Raw genomic sequence first — 17,191 nt, 5'->3', positions numbered from 1 at the left:
GGAATTCATGCCGCGTGTGATCCCTGTTACTTCTTTGGCTCGCCCGGCTTGCGCAGCAGATAGGTGTCCATGATCCAGCCTTTTTTCCGGCGGGCCTGCTCACGGGTGCTCACGATCTTGTCGCCGACGTCGCCAATCCGGCCCGAGATGACGATCTCGTCGGGCGTCCCGAGATAGGCGCCCCAGTGGACGGTGACGTCGTTGTCGTCCAGCGTGTTGAAGGCGCATTTGCCGTCCAGCATGACGATGGTGCTGCCGGCGTTTTCGGGCAGACCTTCCTCGGCGAGCCGGCGGCCGGTGGTGATCAAAATGGCGTCGCCGATCCGGTTCAATGCCATTTTGTGGCTGGCTGCGAGTGCCTGGATGGCGGTGATGCCAGGGATGACCTCCAGCTCGAACGCTACATTGCCTCTGAGGCGCACGCGCTCGAGGATGCGCAGCGCACTGTCGTAGAGCGACGGATCGCCCCAGATCAGGAAGGCGCCGCAGCCATCTTCAGGGAGTTCGTCGCGGATCAGGCCTTCGTAGATCGCGGCGATCGCCTCGTGCCAGTCGTCGACGGTCGAGCGGTAGGAAGGCGCCGGCTCGGCGCGCACCGGCACCTCGAATTCGACACGGCGCGAGTTCGGATTAATGACGAAGCGGTCGCAGATCTGGCGGCGCAATTCGGCGAGATCGTTCTTCTTGGCGCCCTTGTCGGGAATGAACAGCACGTCGGCCCGATTGAGACCGTTAATGGCCTGGACCGTCATGTGCTCCGGATTGCCGGCGCCGATGCCGATGACGAGAAGCTTGCGCATGGGCGAACTCCTGCCCGATCGGGACCGGCGTGTCTAGACCGACACGACATGCCGGCAGGCGCCGGCACATTTGCCGAAAAGCTTTGAAACGCCACATTGAACAGCTAGAGTCATGTTGGCATTCTCGCCGGGGGAGTTTCCATGTTCCGTTACGTCCTGACCGCAGCCTTGGCGCTCTCGGCTACGCCTGCGCTCGCCAATGATTCGGTGGCCGAACTCGGCACTGGTGGGCTGATCCTTTCGCGCAGCGATGCGGTGGCGATGGAAAGCGAGGATCTCTACATCTCGCCGGAAAAAGTGATGGTCGATTACGTCTTCCGCAACAACACCGACAAGGATGTCGATGCGATCGTCGCCTTTCCGATGCCCGACATCGAAGGCGACCCCGAAGAAATACCGGCGATTCCGGAGGCACAGAGCGACAATTTCCTCGGCTTCGAAGTGACGATCGACGGGGTACCGGCAAAGCCGCAGCTCGAGCAGAAGGTGTTCGCGCTCGGCATCGACATCGGCGCTGACCTGAAGGCGCAGGGCGTGCCGTTCTATCCGTTCGGCGATGCGGCCAAGGCAGCGCTGGCAAAGCTGCCGCAAGCGGTCGCCGGCGACTGGGTCAACCGCGGCATCATCATCGAGGACACTGCCGACGACGGTTCGGGCATGAAGACCGTCTATACGCCGTTCTGGCAATTGCGCTCGACCTATTGGTGGCGCTCGACGTTTCCGGCCAACAAGGCGGTCCATGTCTCGCATCGCTACAAGCCGAGCGTCGGCGGCACCTCCTCGGTCAGCTTCTTCTATGACGGCCAGTTCCAGGGTCAGTATGCCGCCTACAAGACACGCTACTGCATGGACGATGCCTTCGAGAATGCCGTGCGCAAGGCAGCCAAGGACGATCCCGACGGCTACCCCAAATATTTCGAGAACCGCATCGCCTATATCCTGACCACGGGCGGCAACTGGGCGTCGGGAAACATCGGCAGTTTCAAGCTGACCGTCGACAAGGGCGATGCGAAGAACCTGGTCTCGTTTTGCGGCGAAAACGTCAGGAAGATCGGACCGACGACGTTCGAGATGAAGGCGCAGAACTTCTACCCCGAGCACGATATCGACATATTGCTGCTGGAGCCATCCGATGGCGGAAACGGCGGCTGATGGACCTCGCGATTTATGTCGCCATCGCCGAGAACGGCGTGATCGGGCGCGAGGGTGGGTTGCCGTGGCGGCTGTCCACCGATCTCAAGCGGTTCAAAGCCGATACGATGGGCAAGCCCATCATCATGGGCCGCAAGACCTATGAAGGCATCGGCCGCCCATTGCCGGGCAGGCTCAACATCGTGGTGACACGAGACAGGGCATGGCGCGCCGAGGGCGTCGAAGTCGCGCACTCGATCGAGGACGCAATCGCGCTGGCGACGGTGCGCGGGCGCTGCATGGCCGGCGCCGACGAGATCTGCGTCATCGGCGGCGGCGAGATCTACGCTCAGGCGCTGCCGTTGGCCGATCGGCTGCACGTGACCCATGTTCTGGCCGCGGTCGACGGCGATGCCCATTTCCCGCCGATCGATCCGGCGCTGTGGCGGATCGTCCGCTCGCAGGAGGTGGAGGCTGGCGAAAAGGACAGCCATGCGACACGCTATTCGGTTTACGAGCGGCGCCGCGACGTGCATTGAAGGCGACAAAGGGGTCGCGACAGGTCTAGATGGACCCAAAAGGCGGACAGTGGCGGCAGCCGATCGCGTTGAAAGCGTGCCGCTGCATCCCTATAGAATAATAATATTGGATTTTGCGCCGGTGAGCCGGCGCTTGAGGGAATTCCAAGCGAAAGGACATTTATGCCCTGGAACGACAAGAGCGGCGGCGGCGGCCCGTGGGGCGGCGGCAACAATCAGGGGCCTTGGGGTCAGGGACCAAAAGGACCCAGCGGCCCGCAGGGCTCGCCTCCCGATCTCGAGGATATCATCCGGCGCGGGCAGGACAGGTTGCGGCGCGCGCTGCCGGGCGGCGGTGGCGCGAGCCCTGCCGTGTTCGGGCTGATTGCCGCGGCGCTGGTGGTGCTATGGGCGTTCAAGGCGGTCTACACCGTGCAGCCCGACGAAGTTGCGGTGGAACTCAGGTTCGGCAAGCCGAAGGCGGAGCTGTCGCAGCCTGGCCTGCATTTCCATTGGTGGCCTATCGAAACGGTCGAGACCGCCAACATCGCCGAGCAGCTTGTCAGTATCGGCGGCGGCAGTTCCAGCGGCAATGGCCTGATGCTTTCCGGCGACCAGAACATCGTCAATGTGCAGTTCTCTGTGGCCTATCAGGTCTCCGACCCTAAGGCCTATCTGTTCGACGTGTCCGACCCGGACGGCATGCTGCAGCAGGTCGCCGAAAGCGCGATGCGCGAAGCGGTCGGCCGGCGCCCGGCGCAAGACATTTTCCGCGACGACCGGCAAGGCATCGCGGCGTCGGTGCGTGAGATCATCCAGACGACGCTGGACGGTTACAAGGCCGGCCTCAACGTCAACGCCATTTCGATCGAGGACGCCGCGCCACCGCGCGAGGTGGCAGACGCGTTCGACGAGGTGCAGCGCGCCGAGCAGGACGAGGACAAGTTCGTCGAGCAGGCCAATCAGTATTCCAATCAGAAGCTCGGCCAGGCACGCGGTGCGGCCGCACAGATCCGCGAAGACGCGGCCGCCTACAAAAACCGGGTCGTGCAGGAGGCCGAAGGCGAGGCGCAGCGCTTCATCTCGGTTTATGACGAATATGCCAAGGCGCCGGAGGTGACGCGCAAGCGACTCTACCTGGAAACGATGGAGAGGGTGCTGAAGGATTCGAGCAAGGTCATCGTCGAGCAAGGCAACGGGCAAGGGGTCGTTCCCTACCTGCCGCTGCCGGCATTGCAGCAGAAGGCGCCGACACCGGCCACCGGAGGAAACCAGTGATGGCCAACCGTCTTCCCGTCATTGCGGTCATCGCCGCGGTCATCCTGTTCCTGCTCTACTCGTCGGTCTTCGTCGTCAATGCGCGCCAGCAGGCGCTGGTGCTCAGGTTCGGCGAAATCGTCGACGTCAAGAACCAGCCGGGCATCTATTTCAAGGCGCCATTCTCCTTCTTCGATGCCGACACCGTGCAGCTGATCGAAAACAGGGTCCTGCGCTTCGACCTCGACAACATCCGTGTCCAGGTTTCGGGCGGCAAATTCTATGAGGTCGATGCCTTTATCGCCTATCGTATCTCGGATCCGCGCGTGTTCCGCGCCGCGGTGTCCGGCCAGATCGAACTGGCCGAGGCCCGGCTGAGGACGCGTCTCGACGCCGCCTTGCGCCGCGTCTATGGCCTGCGAGACTTCGAGGCGGCGCTCTCGGAAGAGCGCGCGGTGATGATGCGCGAGGTGCGCGATCAGCTGAGGCCCGATGCCACCTCGCTTGGCCTGCAGATCGAGGATGTCCGCATCCGCCGCACCGATCTCACGGCCGAAGTCTCGCAGCAGACCTTCGATCGCATGAAGGCCGAACGTCTCGCCGAAGCCGAGCGGCTGAGGGCGCGAGGCAATGAGGCAGCGCAGCGGATCAGGGCTCGCGCCGACCGCGAAGTGGTCGAAATCGTCGCCGAAGCGCAAAAAGAGTCTGAAATCCTGCGCGGTGAAGGTGAAGCCCAGCGCAGTGCCACGTTTGCCGGGGCCTATCAGCGCGATCCGGCCTTCTTCGATTTCTATCGGTCGATGAATGCCTATGGCACGGCGCTGAACAGCGCCGGAACGACGATGGTGCTGTCGCCGAATTCCGAGTTCTTCCGCTTCTTCCGCGACCCGGACAGCAAGGAAACGCCTGTGGCACCGGCGGCACCAGCGCCAGCACCTGCCGCTCCCGCCCCACCGGCAGCGCAGCCAAGCACCGGCCAGTAGGGCCGGTGCAGGGATAGCCGGCGTAACAGAGGATTTATTCTCTGGCGGTAGCCATAGCCGCAAACGTGCCTTATTTCTTGCCAACATGACGCGGACCGGCATTTTTGCCGAAGCGGTTTTTTTCAGAACACCCGGAGGCCTTTCGATGACATCCACCACCCTTCTGCGTGCAGCGAGGCGGACGTTCATCGCCGGGGCCGCTGCGCTTCTGGTCGGCGCCGTTGCCGTTCCGTCGTTCGTGGCGCCGACGATGGCAGCCGACGGGCCGCCCTCGGTTGCCGATCTCGCCGCCGGCCTGCTTGGCGCCGTGGTCAACATCTCGACGTCGCAGACTGTTAAAGGCACTGAGGGGCCGGGCGCAGTGCCGATGCCGCAGCTGCCGGAAGGCTCGCCCTTCCAGGACTTCTTCGACGATTTCTTCAAGAACCGTGGCGGCGACAAGGGCGGCGGCGGGCAAAAGGTGCAGTCGCTGGGCTCCGGCTTCGTGGTCGACGCCGAGCAGGGCATCGTGGTGACCAACAACCACGTCATTGCCGATGCCGACGACATCGAGGTGAATTTCTCCGATGGGGTGACGCTCAAGGCGACGCTGGTCGGCACCGACACCAAGACCGACGTCGCGGTGCTGAAGGTCGATCCGAAAGGGCACAAGCTGACAGCGGTGAAGTTCGGCGATTCCAACACGATGCGTGTCGGCGACTGGGTGATGGCGATCGGCAATCCGTTCGGTCTCGGCGGCACGGTGACGGTCGGCATCGTCTCGGCACGCAATCGCGACATCAATTCCGGCCCGTATGACGACTTCATCCAGACCGATGCCGCGATCAACCGCGGCAATTCCGGCGGACCGCTGTTCAACAGCAGCGGCGAGGTCATCGGCATCAACACGGCAATCATCTCGCCATCGGGCGGCTCGATCGGCATCGGCTTCTCGATCCCGTCGCAGCTTGCCTCGGGCGTCGTCGACCAGCTTCGCCAGTTCGGCGAGACGCGGCGCGGCTGGCTCGGCGTGCGCATCCAGCCGGTGACCGACGACATTGCCGAAAGCCTGGGCATGGCGACCGCCAAGGGCGCGCTGGTCGCCGGCGTCATCAAGGGCGGGCCGGTCGACAACGGCACAATCCAGGCCGGCGACGTCATCATCAAATTCGACGGCAAGGACATCCATGAAATGCGCGACCTGCCGCGCGTCGTGGCGGAGAGCCCGGTCGGCAAGGCGGTCGACGTGATCATCGTGCGCAAAGGGGTCGAGCAGACCGTCAAGGTGACGCTCGGCCGGCTCGAGGACGGCGAAAAGCTTGCCAGCGGCGGTGAAAACGGCAACACCGACCAGGACGATGCCGACAAGGCGCCTGCGGTTTCGACGGCTGCCGTGCTCGGCATGACGATCGGCGAGCTCAATGAGGAGACGCGCACGAAATTCGGCATCGCCACCGATGTCTCCGGCGTCGTCGTGACGGACGTCGCCAAGGATTCGGCGGCAGCCGAACGCGGTATCCAGCCGGGCGAGGTGATCACCGAGATCGCGCAGGAATCGGTCGCAACGCCCAAGGACGTCATGGACCGGATCGGCGCGCTGAAGGAGCAGGGGCGCAAGAACGCGCTTTTGATGCTGGCGTCGAAGACCGGCGAGCTGCGGTTTGTGACAATCCGGATGGATTGAGTCCGGAAGAGCCTGCAACACTCTGATCTTGAAACGAAAAAGGGCGGCTAGCGGGCCGCCCTTTTTCTTGCCTGCCAGTCTGTGCGCGGCAGCCTGTAGAAAACATGTCGCCTGAGTGCGGTGTGGCTGTCCGGAACACCGGGATGGTCGAAGTCGGAGGCCGGGTCGGCGATCATGCCCAGGCGCTCCATGACGGCAGTGGACCGGCTGTTATCCTTGACTGCGAAGGACACGATTTCGTCGAGGCCAAGTCTTTCAAAGCCATGGGTGAGCCAGGCTTCGGCTGCTTCGGTGACATAGCCGCGGCCCCAGAATTCGGGTGCCAGCCGCCAGCCGATCTCGATCGTGCCGGGCGGCAGGAATGGCAAATGATCGGTTCGGGTTATGCCGACGAAGCCGATGCATTCACCTGTGGCTGCGATCTCAGCGGCCGCGAAGCCGAAGCCGTCGCGATCGATAGCCGCGCGCAACTCCTCCATCTTGGCGTCCGACTGGGCACGGTCGCGCCGAAACGGAAAGAATTCCATGACGCGCTCGTCGGAATTGATGCGATGGAAGAGCTCGCGGTGACGATCTCCCCAGTTGCGCAGGATCAGGCGCTCCGTGCGGATCGGCGTCATTCGAAAAATTCCTCCCGGCGATAACCCTGCAGATAAAGCAAGGCGGTGAGGTCGCCGTGGTCGATGCGGATCTTTGCCTCGGCTGCCACGGCCGGCTTGGCGTGCAAGGCGACGCCGATGCCGGCAAGACGGATCATGTCGAGATCGTTGGCGCCGTCGCCGACGGCAATGGCATCGGCAGGCGTCAGGCCGAGGCGGGCGGAAATCTCGATAAGGGCTTCGGCCTTGGCGGCGCGGCCGAGGATCGGTTCGGCGACCAAGCCGGTGAAGCGGCGATCCTGCTCGATCAGGCGGTTGGCGCGATTTTCGTGAAAGCCGAGCAATGCTGCGATGCGGGTGGTGAAGATGTCGAAACCACCGGAGATCAGCGCCGTCCAGGCGCCATTGGCCGCCATTGTCTGGACGAGCGTGCGGCCGCCGGAGGCTAGCGTCAGGCGATTGTCGATGATGCGGTCGATGATTGCGGCATCGAGATCCTTGAGCAGCGCCACACGCTCGCGCAAGGCCGGCTCGAATGCGATCTCGCCGTTCATCGATCGCGCCGTGATGGCGGCGACGCGATCCTTGACGCCGATCTCGTCGGCAAGCTCGTCGATGCATTCCTGGTCGATCATTGTCGAATCCATGTCGGCGATCAGGATCTTCTTGCGCCTGTTCTCAGCCGGCTGGACGGCCACGTCGATCGGTTCGGAAGCAAGCGCGGCCTGCAGGCGCGCCGTTATTTCGGAAGCGTCGGCGGTCTCCGGCAAGTCGAGTTCGCAGGCGATGCCTTCGGCCAGCCAGCGAACAGCGCTTGCGCCGACCGACCGCGAGGCCATATTCGCTAGCGTCGGCGTCAATGCGCGGCCGGCGGGATGGGATAGAAGCGTGGCGATCAGCGGCATCGAAAATTCCAGCGGACAGGCGGGCGAAGGCCGCGTGAAGAACGCGATCCTGATAGCCGGGCCGACCGCCAGCGGCAAGTCGGCGCTCGCACTCGACCTCGCCGAGCGCAATGGCGGTGTCATCGTCAACACCGATTCTATGCAAGGCTATTCGGTGCTCGACGTGCTGACGGCGCGGCCTGGTCCTGCCGAACTCGCCCGCGTCCCCCACTTTCTTTATGGACACGTCGATCCGTCCACCGCCTATTCCACCGGCGCCTGGTTGCGTGATGTCACGAAGCTCATCGACGACGGCACGCTCTCGGAGCGGCCAGTGATTTTCGTCGGCGGTACCGGGCTTTATTTCCGGGCGCTCACGGAAGGTATCTCGGAGATGCCCGACATTCCGAAGTCGATCCGCGATCGCTGGCGCTACGAGCTCCAGGAACAGGGCGCAGTGAGATTGCACCGCATCCTGTTGCGCGAGGATTCTGCGGCCGGCATGATGCTTAAGCCGACGGATGGCCAGCGCATCGTGCGGGCGCTGGAGGTGCTCGACGCGTCGGGGCGTTCCATCCTGGACTGGCAGGCCGCGCGTGGCCGGCCGTTGATCGACAGGAGCAGCGCGCGCTTTTTCGTCATCGAGCCGGAGCGAGCGGCGCTGGTGGAGCGGATCGATGCTCGCTTCGACCGCATGCTGGACAAGGGGGCACTGGACGAGGTGAAACAGCTTTCAGCGCTCGGCCTCGATCCCGACCTGCCGGCGATGAAAGCAATCGGTGTTCGCGAGCTTCAGGCCGCGCTGGCCGGCGCCTTCAGTTTTCCCGAGGCCATCGAGCGCGCGAAAATCGCGACGCGGCAATATGCCAAACGGCAGGCGACCTGGTTCAGGCACCAATTGGGCCCGGAATGGCAGAGATTGCGTCCTGGTGAGGGGATCGACTCGATGCTCTCACTCCCTCATTCGAGCGCAACCTGAAAAGTCGACACCGAGGGGACATTTCGCGTTGAAGTTGTCCAGGTTAACTGTCCGTAAGTTCCCGCATGCCATAAGATCGTTACGAACTTTCCAACGGGGAGCAGATGCGTTTCCACAAGGCGGAATCAGCCTTTTTCGTCTTTATTTTTGTGATCCTGGCCGCCGGCCTGGTGACGCTTTACGCCTATGGGCTCCTGCAAACCCTGGCCGCCGACATTAGCAATACGCCTTCGGAACTCGATGAAATCGTCTATCTCAACAAGCTGCTGTTTGCGACGGGCGTGCTGCTGGCGACTGCGCTGTTCTTCGGCATTTTCTTCATCTACCCGCTGATCCGAAAGCAGGCGACGGAAGAAGGCAAGCTGCGCGCCATGACCGTTTCGCTCAGCGCGCGTTCGGAGACGCTAGAGCATGCGGCGCTCACCGACAGCCTCACCGGCATGCAGAACCGGCGTTATTTCGACGATGCGCTGAAGGAATATCTCGAAGAGTTCCGTCGCATCGAGAAACCAGTAGGGCTGATGATCCTCGACCTCGACCATTTCAAGCAGGTCAACGACAGCCACGGCCACGATGTCGGCGACGAGGTGTTGCGGGCGGTCGCCAACTGTCTCAAGGACATGACACGCTATCACGACGTGGTGGCGCGCCTGGGCGGCGAGGAGTTCGCGGTGGTCACGCCCAATATGGACGCCGAGCTGCTATCCAAATTCGCGGAGCGCATCCGCAAGGCGATCGCCAACATGTCGGTGCTGACGGGCAATGTCCGACTGAAAATCACCACCAGCGTCGGGCTTGCCGTCTGGGATCGCAAGGAAACCGCCGAGGAGTTCTATCGCCGCGCCGATCGCCAGCTCTATGAGGCGAAGAGGCAAGGGCGCAACCGCGTCTGTGCCTGAAATTCCGTCATTGAATTCGTGATGCCGGCCGTCTGGTATCGTTTTCTGTGTTTCCGGTGCACGCAGACCGACGTCACCCAGTCAAGCTGAGATGCTGCCTTTGCGGGGCTTGGCGGAAATAGAGGTGTTGCCGTGACTAAATCCGATCTCTCCGGTCTTTACCGAGGCTATATTGCATGCCTGAACAAGCAGGATTGGCCAAATCTGGGGCGGTTTGTTCATGATGAAGTGACCCACAACGGTCGCAAGCTCGGATTGTCCGGCTATCTCGAAATGTTGGTGAGAGACTTCGACGAAATTCCGGACCTTTACTTCGACATTCAGCTATTGGTTGCCGATCCGCCTTATGTAGCGAGCCGGCTAAGCTTCGACTGCGCGCCAAGGGGAACGTTCCTTGGGCTCGATGTAAGCGGGAAGAGAATTTCGTTTGCCGAGAACGTATTTTATGAGTTTCAGAGAGGGAAAATTCGCCAGGTGTGGTCAGTTATAGACAAGACAGCCATCGAAACTCAGCTTTGATATCTGCGAGCGCTGCCTAAAAGTCGCTCGGCTCAATCATTCTGGGGGACGCAGGCCGAAGGTCGCCGGCTTGAGGCCGTAGCGCAAGTCGAAATCGTCGTTTCGCTGGGTGCGTGCGGCCGACGGCTTGCGATAGTCCGAATCGCCGGCCTGCCGGCCCTGATCGACGACTTCCGCGAAAGGCATTGCCTGCTGTGATTTCGGCACGTTGCGCAGCCGTTCGACGATCGCCACGAGGTCGACCTCGTCGCCGGTTTCGGACCGCAAGGCGTCCGCGCGCTTGGCGGTGCCGGGGATCAAATCCTCTGAGAGCTTTTCGAACTTCATCCGCATCGTCGTCGCCACGCCTTCCCCGAAGGCAATGGCCTCGCGCTGGCCCATGGAAGACAGGAACGCCAGCGTCGAAGCCGAGGAGTCGGCGATCGCTGAGCGGATGATCGCCTGGTCCTGCTCGTTGGCGAGCCGCATGGCAAAGAACGTCGAGCACTGCGACAGGATGGTCGGGTCGAGTTCGCCCGGGCGCTGGGTGACGACGCCGAGATAACAGCCATATTTGCGGCCTTCCTTGGCGATGCGCGACAGCGCGTGCCGCGTCGGCGCGAAACCGAGGCGCGGATCGGCCGGCATATAGCGATGCGCTTCCTCGCACAGGAAGAGCAGCCGCAGGCGGCCTTCGCTCCACAACGCCAGGTCGAAGGCCAGCCGCGCCAGCACCGAGCATACGGAATTGACCACCTCGGACGGCATGCCGGCCATTTCGAAGCAGGTCACAGGGCGGCCGTGATGCGGCACGCGGAAGATGTTGCCGATCGTCTCGTGGATGGTGTCCTCGATCAGGCGCGAGTTGAACATGAAACGGTAGCGCGGATCGGATGCCGCCGATTCGATACGTGTCTTCAGTGACCTGAGGGTCGGGCGATCGTTCTTGCTTTCCAGCAGCCCCATGCGCTCGTCGACCAGCTTGATGAGGTCGGCAATGCGATAGGGCACCGGCGCGTCTGCGGTCAGCGCATCGGTGCTGCGCCGTAGATAGTTGCCGGAGTTCGGATTGCGGTAGAGGTTCTTGGCCGCGGGGATGAGATCGCGCAAGGCGTCGACCTCTTCCGGGACCGTCTCGCGGCCGCGAAACAGCACTTCGGCAAATTCCTCTAGCTTGAATATCCAGAAGGGCAGGTCGAGGGTCGTCGAATCGACCCTGACGCAATGTTCGGGCAACGACGCGGCGAACTCGTTGTGTGGATCGAGGATGAGCACGCGCAGGTCGGGCCGGGCGGCGATCGATTTGCGCAAGAGCAGCGACACGGCGGTCGATTTGCCAACCCCGGTGGTGCCGACAATGGCGAAATGGCGCGCCAGCGTATCGTCGATGGCGATATTGGCGTCGATGGCCTCGTCCTGCGACAGCGTGCCGATGGTGATCGAATGACGACCGGCGAGATCGTAGACGGCCTGCAGGTCGCGGCTGCGGATACGATGGGCAATGGCGCCGATATGCGGGTAGGTTGTGATGCCACGGTCGAAGATCGGCTTCGCGCCGGGTTCGGCACCGTCGCGCACCTCGCCGATCAATTCGATGCTGACCTCGATCGGATTCTGGCCCTCGCTGCTCCAGGCACGATCCGACTTGCCGATTTCATAGACCAGGCCGACGGTTCGTGATGTACCGAGATTGATCGAGATCATCTTGCCGACGCTCCACAGGCCGGTGACCGTGCCTTCGATATCGTCGGCATAGGCGCTGATGGTGGCGCGCGCGCCGTCGCATTGCACGACATTGCCCAGAATGCGCTTGTCGTTCTGCTCCGCCCTGCGGCGCTCCAGCAAAGTTGGTTCCCCAATGGAGGCTTCGCGTTCAACGAGCATGGACACGCCGATCCCTTTTTCCAAGCGATGAGCCTAGGCGAACGGGGTTAAGGTGGGATGAGGCCGGATGGTTTAGCGGACATTAAGGAGTTTGCGAAAAATGGATGAAACGGCCGTTGCTCGGTAGAAAAATTTCGATATATTGGATTAATGGATGATATAGCGAACGACATCTCCTCGACCATCGGCAGACGAATACATGCCGAAAGAGTGGCTCGAGGCTGGTCCCTGGCAGAGCTGGCGGAGCGGTCCGATGTTTCGAAAGCCATGCTGAGCACGGTAGAACGCGGTATGACCAGCCCGACGGCGGCGCTCCTTGTGCGCATTGCGGCCGCCTTCGGCATGACGCTGTCCACATTGATCGCAAGGGCGGAATTGCAGGGCGGTGGCCTGCTTCGCGAACGTGACCAGCCGCTCTGGCGCGATCCGGCTACGGGTTATGTGCGGCGGCATCTTTCGCCGGTCTCCGACATACCCCTCGAACTGATCCGGATACAGTTGCCGGCCGGCGCCAAGGTAAGTTTCCCGGCGGCGTCCTATGCCTTCATCAGGCAACAGATATGGCTGATCTCCGGGCGGCTGGAATTCACCGAGGGGGACATCGTTCACCGGCTCGAACCCGGCGACTGCCTGGCGCTCGGCGCGCCATCCGATTGCGTCTTTCACGCTCCGGGGCCGGACGCCGCCGACTATCTGGTTGCGTTGGCCAGGAGCTGAGGTGAAGGCGCGCCGTCCGAAACGCTCCGACAATGGCGGTCCGCCGCTTGACGACTATAACGGTCCGCCCTGGGGCAAGGGTGAGCCCTATGTGTTTCTTGCCTGGCGGACCGCCCATGCCCAGGCATGGAAAGTGCCGAGCCGCGAGATCATGCTGATGCGGCTGGACAAGGCCGAGCGGCTGGGCCTGACCTATGAGGAATACACGCTCGAACTGCTGGAACGCGGGCGACATCTGCAAGAGGAAGACGCCGATCGCATCGCGGAAATCCGGCGGGCCAGGAAGCGGAAGCGGATCAGTCATTTCGATTGACGGACGGCGCAGGGGAACCACATGAGTTCGATCGAAATCAGGCCACTCACCAGGACTGACGGAACGCAAAAAATGCTGGCGGATCTGCTGATCGGGACAGTCGCCGCCGGCGGCTCGGTCAGCTTCATGCATCCGCTGGCGCCGGAGATGGCCGCGGCCTTCTGGAACAGGTCGCTTCATGCGGCCGCCAGAGGCGAAAGGGCGGTGCTTGGGGCCTGGAACGGCGAGGCTCTGGTCGGCACCGTCACCTTGCTGCTCGACTGCCCTCCCAACCAGCCGCACCGGGCCGAGATCGCCAAGCTGATGACCCGCCTCGATTATCGCGGCAAGGGCATCGCAACCCGCCTGATGGAGGCGGCGGAAGCCGTTGCCGTGGAGAAAGGCCGCACGCTGTTGGTCCTCGACACGGCAAAAGAGGAGGGGGCTTCCGGCCTCTATGAAAAGCTCGGCTTCACGCTGGCCGGCGAAATACCGGATTATGCGCTGATGCCGCATGGCGGGCTGACAGGCACCCTCATCTACTGGAAACGCGTCGGCCGGACACGCTGATGGCGACAACGATGCACCTTTGCAACACCAGTCAGACCATCGCGGGCATGGAAAGAATAGCTCTTGCGTCAAATTGGCGGCGACCTTAGAGAAGCCGCCCATTCTGATCCGTCGTCCTGAAAGGAGACCTGTCAATGACCCGGCGATCCAGATCGACACATTCCGTGCCGACGCTGGAATTGCGTGCGGCCGACAGGGTTCCAATCAGGAAGAACGGCCATGGCAAAGTCCATGATCCAGCGCAGGCAGGATGCCGAGCGCGAACGCATTGAAGCATATGCCGTAACGCTGCGGCGGGTTTTTCCCGTCCCGCGTCCCGCTCCGGATTTCGAGCGGGCGCTCGACGAGGCACGTCGGGGCTTTGCCGGCATGGCAATCCGCGACGGCGCGCTGTGGCGTCCAAAGCTGAAGACGCGCGACCCCGCGCGGCTGCGGCTGGCCGCGGCGCGTCATCTCTATGCGCGCTACCCGGTTACAGCCGCGCTCGAGGGGATCTGGCTGGACAGCTCGGCGTTGAATGCCGGCGAGATCGCGCTTCGCAAGGCTTGGTATATCGCAGTGGCGCGTGGTGACTCGCTTTACAAGGCGGGCGCCTGTGCGTGGCTGTCTCGCAAGGAGGTGCATTGCTTCTTGAACTTGCCCGGCGATTTCACGTTCGACGAGGCCTTTTGGGTGGCGATCGTCCGGTCCTACACGGATGATTCCGGGTTGGCGGCCCGACTTGCCAAGTCGAAAATCGCGCGCACGCCACGTAACGATCTGGCCTTCTGGCGCGAGGTGACACGGTTCTTCTGCGGGCAACCCGCGTCGAAGGAGGAGATCGACGATCTATGCGACTATATCGGCGCCGTGCACCAGCGCGATGCGGCGTACAGCCTGAAGGGTCGCACGCTCGCCTCGCTGCGTCGGCAGATGCTGGAATGGCATCGAGACATTGCCGCGATCGAACGCATCGAGGCAATGCGCCGCCGGGCTGCCGGGCGGGCCACGCATACTGCCGGGACGCAGTCGCAGGGTCGCGCCTGGGACGGCTCGCGCCTCGACGATTGGGACTGGCAGCCGTCGACCAAGGAGGCAAAGGCGCATGGCGAGCGTTTCTTCATCCGTCAGTTGAAGACAGCCGAGGATCTGGTCGCCGAGAGCCGGGCGATGCATCATTGCGTCTCGATATACGCGGCCAAATGCATCACCGGCAATGCCTCGATCTGGGTGCTGCGGCGCTCGGCGCTCGGCAAGATCGAGCGGTTGCTGACGATCGAACTCGACCCGCAAAACCGTGCGGTGCAGGTGCGCGGTTTCGGCAACCGTCTCGCCTCGCTCGAGGAGCGCAAGATCATCGAGCGCTGGGCCAAGGCGAGGGGTGTGGTGCTCTGCGCCTGAAACGGAAGACCCGCGCGGCGGAAAGGCGGCGCGGGTGCACAATGGGCGGATGTGCCGACGTCAGGCCAAGTGCACATTCGCCGTTGACAGCGGCGTCAAACCAATTCTATTGTCCGCCACCATGAAAAAGGCACTCATTCTCGTAGGAAAGCGCGTGGGCAAGGCGGTGTAACCGCCGGGCGGTGACCTCCCATGCGCAAGACACAGGCTCCCTCGGGGGCCTTTTTTATTGCCCGAAATACGACTAAACGACCAGCAATCGCCAGATGGCGAACAGTACGGGACCAGACCGATGAGCAGTGGACAGAATGAGCGGCGCGAGATGCCAAGAACTGAAATGCCAAGGGGCGAAATGACTGGCGCCGAAATGGTGGTGCAGGCGCTGAAGGACAACGGCGTCAAGCATGTTTTCGGCTATCCGGGCGGCGCGGTTCTGCCAATCTACGATGAAATCTTCCAGCAGGACGAGGTCGAGCACATCCTCGTCCGCCATGAGCAGGGCGCGGGCCATGCGGCGGAAGGCTATGCGCGCTCGACCGGCAAGGCCGGCGTCATGCTGGTGACCTCAGGGCCGGGCGCCACCAATGCGGTGACGCCATTGCAGGACGCGCTGATGGATTCGATCCCGCTGGTCTGCCTGACCGGCCAGGTGCCGACTTCGCTGATCGGCTCGGATGCGTTCCAGGAGTGCGACACGGTTGGCATCACGCGGCCCTGCACCAAGCACAACTGGCTGGTGAAGGACGTCAACGAGCTCGCGGCAACGATCCACGAGGCCTTCCATGTGGCAACCACAGGGCGCCCCGGTCCGGTCGTCGTCGACATTCCGAAGGACGTGCAGTTCGCCAAGGGTATCTATGTCCCGCCGCAGACGGCGCCGCGCACCAGCTACCAACCGAAGGTCCAGGGCGATCTGGAAAAGATCAAGGCGGCGGTCGAGCTGATGGCCGGCGCCAGGAAGCCGATCATCTATTCGGGCGGCGGCGTCATCAATTCCGGCCCGGAGGCGAGCCATCTGCTGCGCGAGCTGGTCGACCTCACCGGCTTTCCCATCACCTCGACGCTGATGGGCCTCGGCGCCTATCCGGCGTCGGGCAAGAACTGGATGGGCATGCTCGGTATGCACGGCACGTATGAAGCGAACATGGCGATGCACGATTGCGACGTCATGCTCTGCATCGGCGCGCGCTTCGACGACCGCATCACCGGGCGGCTCACCGCGTTCTCGCCGAATTCGAAGAAGATCCACATCGACATCGACCCGTCGTCGATCAACAAGAACGTCCACACCGACGTGCCGATCATCGGCGATGTCGGGCGTGTGCTGGAGGATCTGGTGCGGCTGTGGCGGGCAACCGCCAAGGCCGACAAGAAAGCGCTTCACCCGTGGTGGGAGCAGATTGCCAAATGGCGCGCGCGCGATTCGCTCGCCTACAAGATGAACCACGAGGTGATCATGCCGCAATATGCCGTCCAGCGGCTCTATGCGCTGACCAAGGACCTCGACACCTACATCACCACCGAGGTCGGCCAGCATCAGATGTGGGCGGCACAGCACTATCATTTCGAGAAGCCGAACCGCTGGATGACCTCCGGCGGACTGGGCACGATGGGCTACGGCCTGCCGGCCGCGCTCGGCGTGCAGATCGCGCACCCGGATGCGCTGGTCATCGATATCGCCGGCGACGCCTCGGTGCAGATGACGATGCAGGAAATGAGCGCGGCGGTGCAGCACGAGGCGCCGATCAAGATCTTCATCCTCAACAACCAATATATGGGCATGGTGCGGCAGTGGCAGCAGCTGCTGCACGGCAACCGGCTGTCGCACTCCTACACCGAGGCGATGCCGGATTTCGTCAAGCTCGCCGAAGCCTATGGCGGCCACGGCATTCGCTGCGACAAGCCGGACGAGCTCGATGACGCTATCAAGGAGATGATCGGGGTCAAGAAGCCCGTCCTGTTCGACTGCCGCGTGGCGACGCTCGCCAACTGCTTCCCGATGATTCCGTCGGGCAAGGCGCATAACGAGATGCTGTTGCCTGACGAGGCGACCGACGAAGCTGTAGCCAACGCGATCGACGCCAAGGGCAGGGAACTGGTGTAGCCTGGTTCGAGGAAGCTGTGCGGAAACAGCAGA

General features: G+C 62.8%; 17 protein-coding genes. 13 read left to right on the top strand and 4 right to left on the bottom strand.

The window, feature by feature from the left end; genetic code table 11:
- Positions 1-26: 26 nt before the first annotated feature.
- On the bottom strand, positions 27-800 hold the full coding sequence (gene cobF, locus NKI70_RS17185) for a precorrin-6A synthase (deacetylating) (protein WP_352680226.1): 774 nt from the start codon (positions 798-800) through the stop codon (positions 27-29).
- A 141-nt stretch (positions 801-941) separates the two neighbouring features.
- On the opposite strand from cobF, the gene NKI70_RS17180 reads away from it, so the two are divergent.
- From NKI70_RS17180 to NKI70_RS17160, 5 genes are all read left to right on the top strand, one after another.
- Positions 942-1,952 (top strand): DUF4424 domain-containing protein, encoded by a 1,011-nt coding sequence (locus NKI70_RS17180; protein WP_352724762.1) that lies wholly within the window; start codon positions 942-944, stop codon positions 1,950-1,952.
- Positions 1,952-2,470 (top strand): dihydrofolate reductase, encoded by a 519-nt coding sequence (locus NKI70_RS17175; RefSeq protein ID WP_023676694.1) that lies wholly within the window; start codon positions 1,952-1,954, stop codon positions 2,468-2,470. Before NKI70_RS17180 ends, NKI70_RS17175 begins: the two co-directional genes overlap by 1 nt.
- Positions 2,471-2,632: 162 nt before the next feature.
- Positions 2,633-3,727 (top strand): FtsH protease activity modulator HflK, encoded by a 1,095-nt coding sequence (hflK, locus tag NKI70_RS17170; protein ID WP_352456516.1) that lies wholly within the window; start codon positions 2,633-2,635, stop codon positions 3,725-3,727.
- Positions 3,727-4,689: a protease modulator HflC gene (hflC, locus tag NKI70_RS17165; RefSeq protein WP_023676692.1), complete on the top strand. Its 963-nt coding sequence runs from the start codon at positions 3,727-3,729 to the stop codon at positions 4,687-4,689. Before hflK ends, hflC begins: the two co-directional genes overlap by 1 nt.
- Positions 4,690-4,834: 145 nt before the next feature.
- Entirely contained in the window at positions 4,835-6,352 is a 1,518-nt protein-coding gene (locus tag NKI70_RS17160; protein WP_023676691.1) for a DegQ family serine endoprotease, read from the top strand.
- Between the two features lie 47 nt (positions 6,353-6,399).
- On the opposite strand, the gene NKI70_RS17155 is transcribed toward NKI70_RS17160, so the two are convergent.
- Entirely contained in the window at positions 6,400-6,972 is a 573-nt protein-coding gene (locus NKI70_RS17155) for a GNAT family N-acetyltransferase (RefSeq protein WP_352724761.1), read from the bottom strand.
- The gene (gene serB, locus NKI70_RS17150) at positions 6,969-7,856 is read right to left on the bottom strand and encodes a phosphoserine phosphatase SerB (protein WP_352456513.1); all 888 of its coding nucleotides are present in this window, start codon (positions 7,854-7,856) and stop codon (positions 6,969-6,971) included. The genes NKI70_RS17155 and serB overlap by 4 nt, the downstream gene beginning before the upstream one ends.
- On the opposite strand from serB, the gene miaA reads away from it, so the two are divergent.
- The 3 genes from miaA to NKI70_RS17135 all read left to right on the top strand — a co-directional run bounded on the left by miaA (position 7,846) and on the right by NKI70_RS17135 (position 10,232).
- Entirely contained in the window at positions 7,846-8,814 is a 969-nt protein-coding gene (gene miaA, locus NKI70_RS17145; protein WP_352456562.1) for a tRNA (adenosine(37)-N6)-dimethylallyltransferase MiaA, read from the top strand. The genes serB and miaA overlap by 11 nt on opposite strands.
- A 104-nt stretch (positions 8,815-8,918) precedes the next feature.
- Entirely contained in the window at positions 8,919-9,713 is a 795-nt protein-coding gene (locus NKI70_RS17140; protein WP_023676688.1) for a GGDEF domain-containing protein, read from the top strand.
- A 132-nt stretch (positions 9,714-9,845) separates the two neighbouring features.
- On the top strand, positions 9,846-10,232 hold the full coding sequence (locus NKI70_RS17135; RefSeq protein ID WP_023676687.1) for an ester cyclase: 387 nt from the start codon (positions 9,846-9,848) through the stop codon (positions 10,230-10,232).
- Between the two features lie 36 nt (positions 10,233-10,268).
- On the opposite strand, the gene NKI70_RS17130 is transcribed toward NKI70_RS17135, so the two are convergent.
- Positions 10,269-12,095: an ATP-binding protein gene (locus NKI70_RS17130; RefSeq protein ID WP_352724759.1), complete on the bottom strand. Its 1,827-nt coding sequence runs from the start codon at positions 12,093-12,095 to the stop codon at positions 10,269-10,271.
- 150 nt (positions 12,096-12,245) lie between these two features.
- Between NKI70_RS17130 and NKI70_RS17125 the strand changes: the two genes are divergently transcribed.
- From NKI70_RS17125 to NKI70_RS17105, 5 genes are all read left to right on the top strand, one after another.
- Positions 12,246-12,812 (top strand): helix-turn-helix domain-containing protein, encoded by a 567-nt coding sequence (locus NKI70_RS17125; protein WP_352644866.1) that lies wholly within the window; start codon positions 12,246-12,248, stop codon positions 12,810-12,812.
- A gap of 1 nt (position 12,813) precedes the next feature.
- Positions 12,814-13,125, top strand: coding sequence for a hypothetical protein (locus tag NKI70_RS17120; RefSeq protein ID WP_352575156.1), 312 nt, complete (start codon positions 12,814-12,816; stop codon positions 13,123-13,125).
- A 21-nt stretch (positions 13,126-13,146) separates the two neighbouring features.
- Positions 13,147-13,674 carry a GNAT family N-acetyltransferase gene (locus NKI70_RS17115; RefSeq protein ID WP_352699307.1) on the top strand — a complete coding sequence of 176 codons (528 nt, stop codon included), beginning with the start codon at positions 13,147-13,149 and terminating at the stop codon, positions 13,672-13,674.
- 219 nt (positions 13,675-13,893) lie between these two features.
- The gene (locus tag NKI70_RS17110) at positions 13,894-15,054 is read left to right on the top strand and encodes a PcfJ domain-containing protein (protein WP_352691995.1); all 1,161 of its coding nucleotides are present in this window, start codon (positions 13,894-13,896) and stop codon (positions 15,052-15,054) included.
- Between the two features lie 352 nt (positions 15,055-15,406).
- A complete protein-coding gene (locus tag NKI70_RS17105; protein WP_352570430.1) occupies positions 15,407-17,158 on the top strand; it encodes an acetolactate synthase 3 large subunit in 1,752 nt (583 codons plus the stop codon).
- Positions 17,159-17,191: the final 33 nt, after the last annotated feature.

Origin of the sequence: Mesorhizobium sp. M0500, assembly GCF_040321165.1 — a bacterium.
In the GTDB taxonomy this organism is placed as follows: Bacteria; Pseudomonadota; Alphaproteobacteria; order Rhizobiales; family Rhizobiaceae; genus Mesorhizobium.
Note: the sequence above shows the minus strand (reverse complement) of the source record. Positions and strands in the feature narration are given on the sequence as shown.

What these genes read in the sequence shown, in the direction of transcription:
- cobF (WP_352680226.1), bottom strand. Translation starts at nt 800, where the DNA reads ATGCGCAAGCTTCTCGTCATCGGCATCGGCGCCGGCAATCCGGAGCAC.
- NKI70_RS17180 (WP_352724762.1), top strand. Translation starts at nt 942, where the DNA reads ATGTTCCGTTACGTCCTGACCGCAGCCTTGGCGCTCTCGGCTACGCCT.
- NKI70_RS17175 (WP_023676694.1), top strand. Translation starts at nt 1,952, where the DNA reads ATGGACCTCGCGATTTATGTCGCCATCGCCGAGAACGGCGTGATCGGG.
- hflK (WP_352456516.1), top strand. Translation starts at nt 2,633, where the DNA reads ATGCCCTGGAACGACAAGAGCGGCGGCGGCGGCCCGTGGGGCGGCGGC.
- hflC (WP_023676692.1), top strand. Translation starts at nt 3,727, where the DNA reads ATGGCCAACCGTCTTCCCGTCATTGCGGTCATCGCCGCGGTCATCCTG.
- NKI70_RS17160 (WP_023676691.1), top strand. Translation starts at nt 4,835, where the DNA reads ATGACATCCACCACCCTTCTGCGTGCAGCGAGGCGGACGTTCATCGCC.
- NKI70_RS17155 (WP_352724761.1), bottom strand. Translation starts at nt 6,972, where the DNA reads ATGACGCCGATCCGCACGGAGCGCCTGATCCTGCGCAACTGGGGAGAT.
- serB (WP_352456513.1), bottom strand. Translation starts at nt 7,856, where the DNA reads ATGCCGCTGATCGCCACGCTTCTATCCCATCCCGCCGGCCGCGCATTG.
- NKI70_RS17140 (WP_023676688.1), top strand. Translation starts at nt 8,919, where the DNA reads ATGCGTTTCCACAAGGCGGAATCAGCCTTTTTCGTCTTTATTTTTGTG.
- NKI70_RS17130 (WP_352724759.1), bottom strand. Translation starts at nt 12,095, where the DNA reads ATGCTCGTTGAACGCGAAGCCTCCATTGGGGAACCAACTTTGCTGGAG.
- NKI70_RS17125 (WP_352644866.1), top strand. Translation starts at nt 12,246, where the DNA reads ATGGATGATATAGCGAACGACATCTCCTCGACCATCGGCAGACGAATA.
- NKI70_RS17115 (WP_352699307.1), top strand. Translation starts at nt 13,147, where the DNA reads ATGAGTTCGATCGAAATCAGGCCACTCACCAGGACTGACGGAACGCAA.
- NKI70_RS17110 (WP_352691995.1), top strand. Translation starts at nt 13,894, where the DNA reads ATGGCAAAGTCCATGATCCAGCGCAGGCAGGATGCCGAGCGCGAACGC.
- NKI70_RS17105 (WP_352570430.1), top strand. Translation starts at nt 15,407, where the DNA reads ATGACTGGCGCCGAAATGGTGGTGCAGGCGCTGAAGGACAACGGCGTC.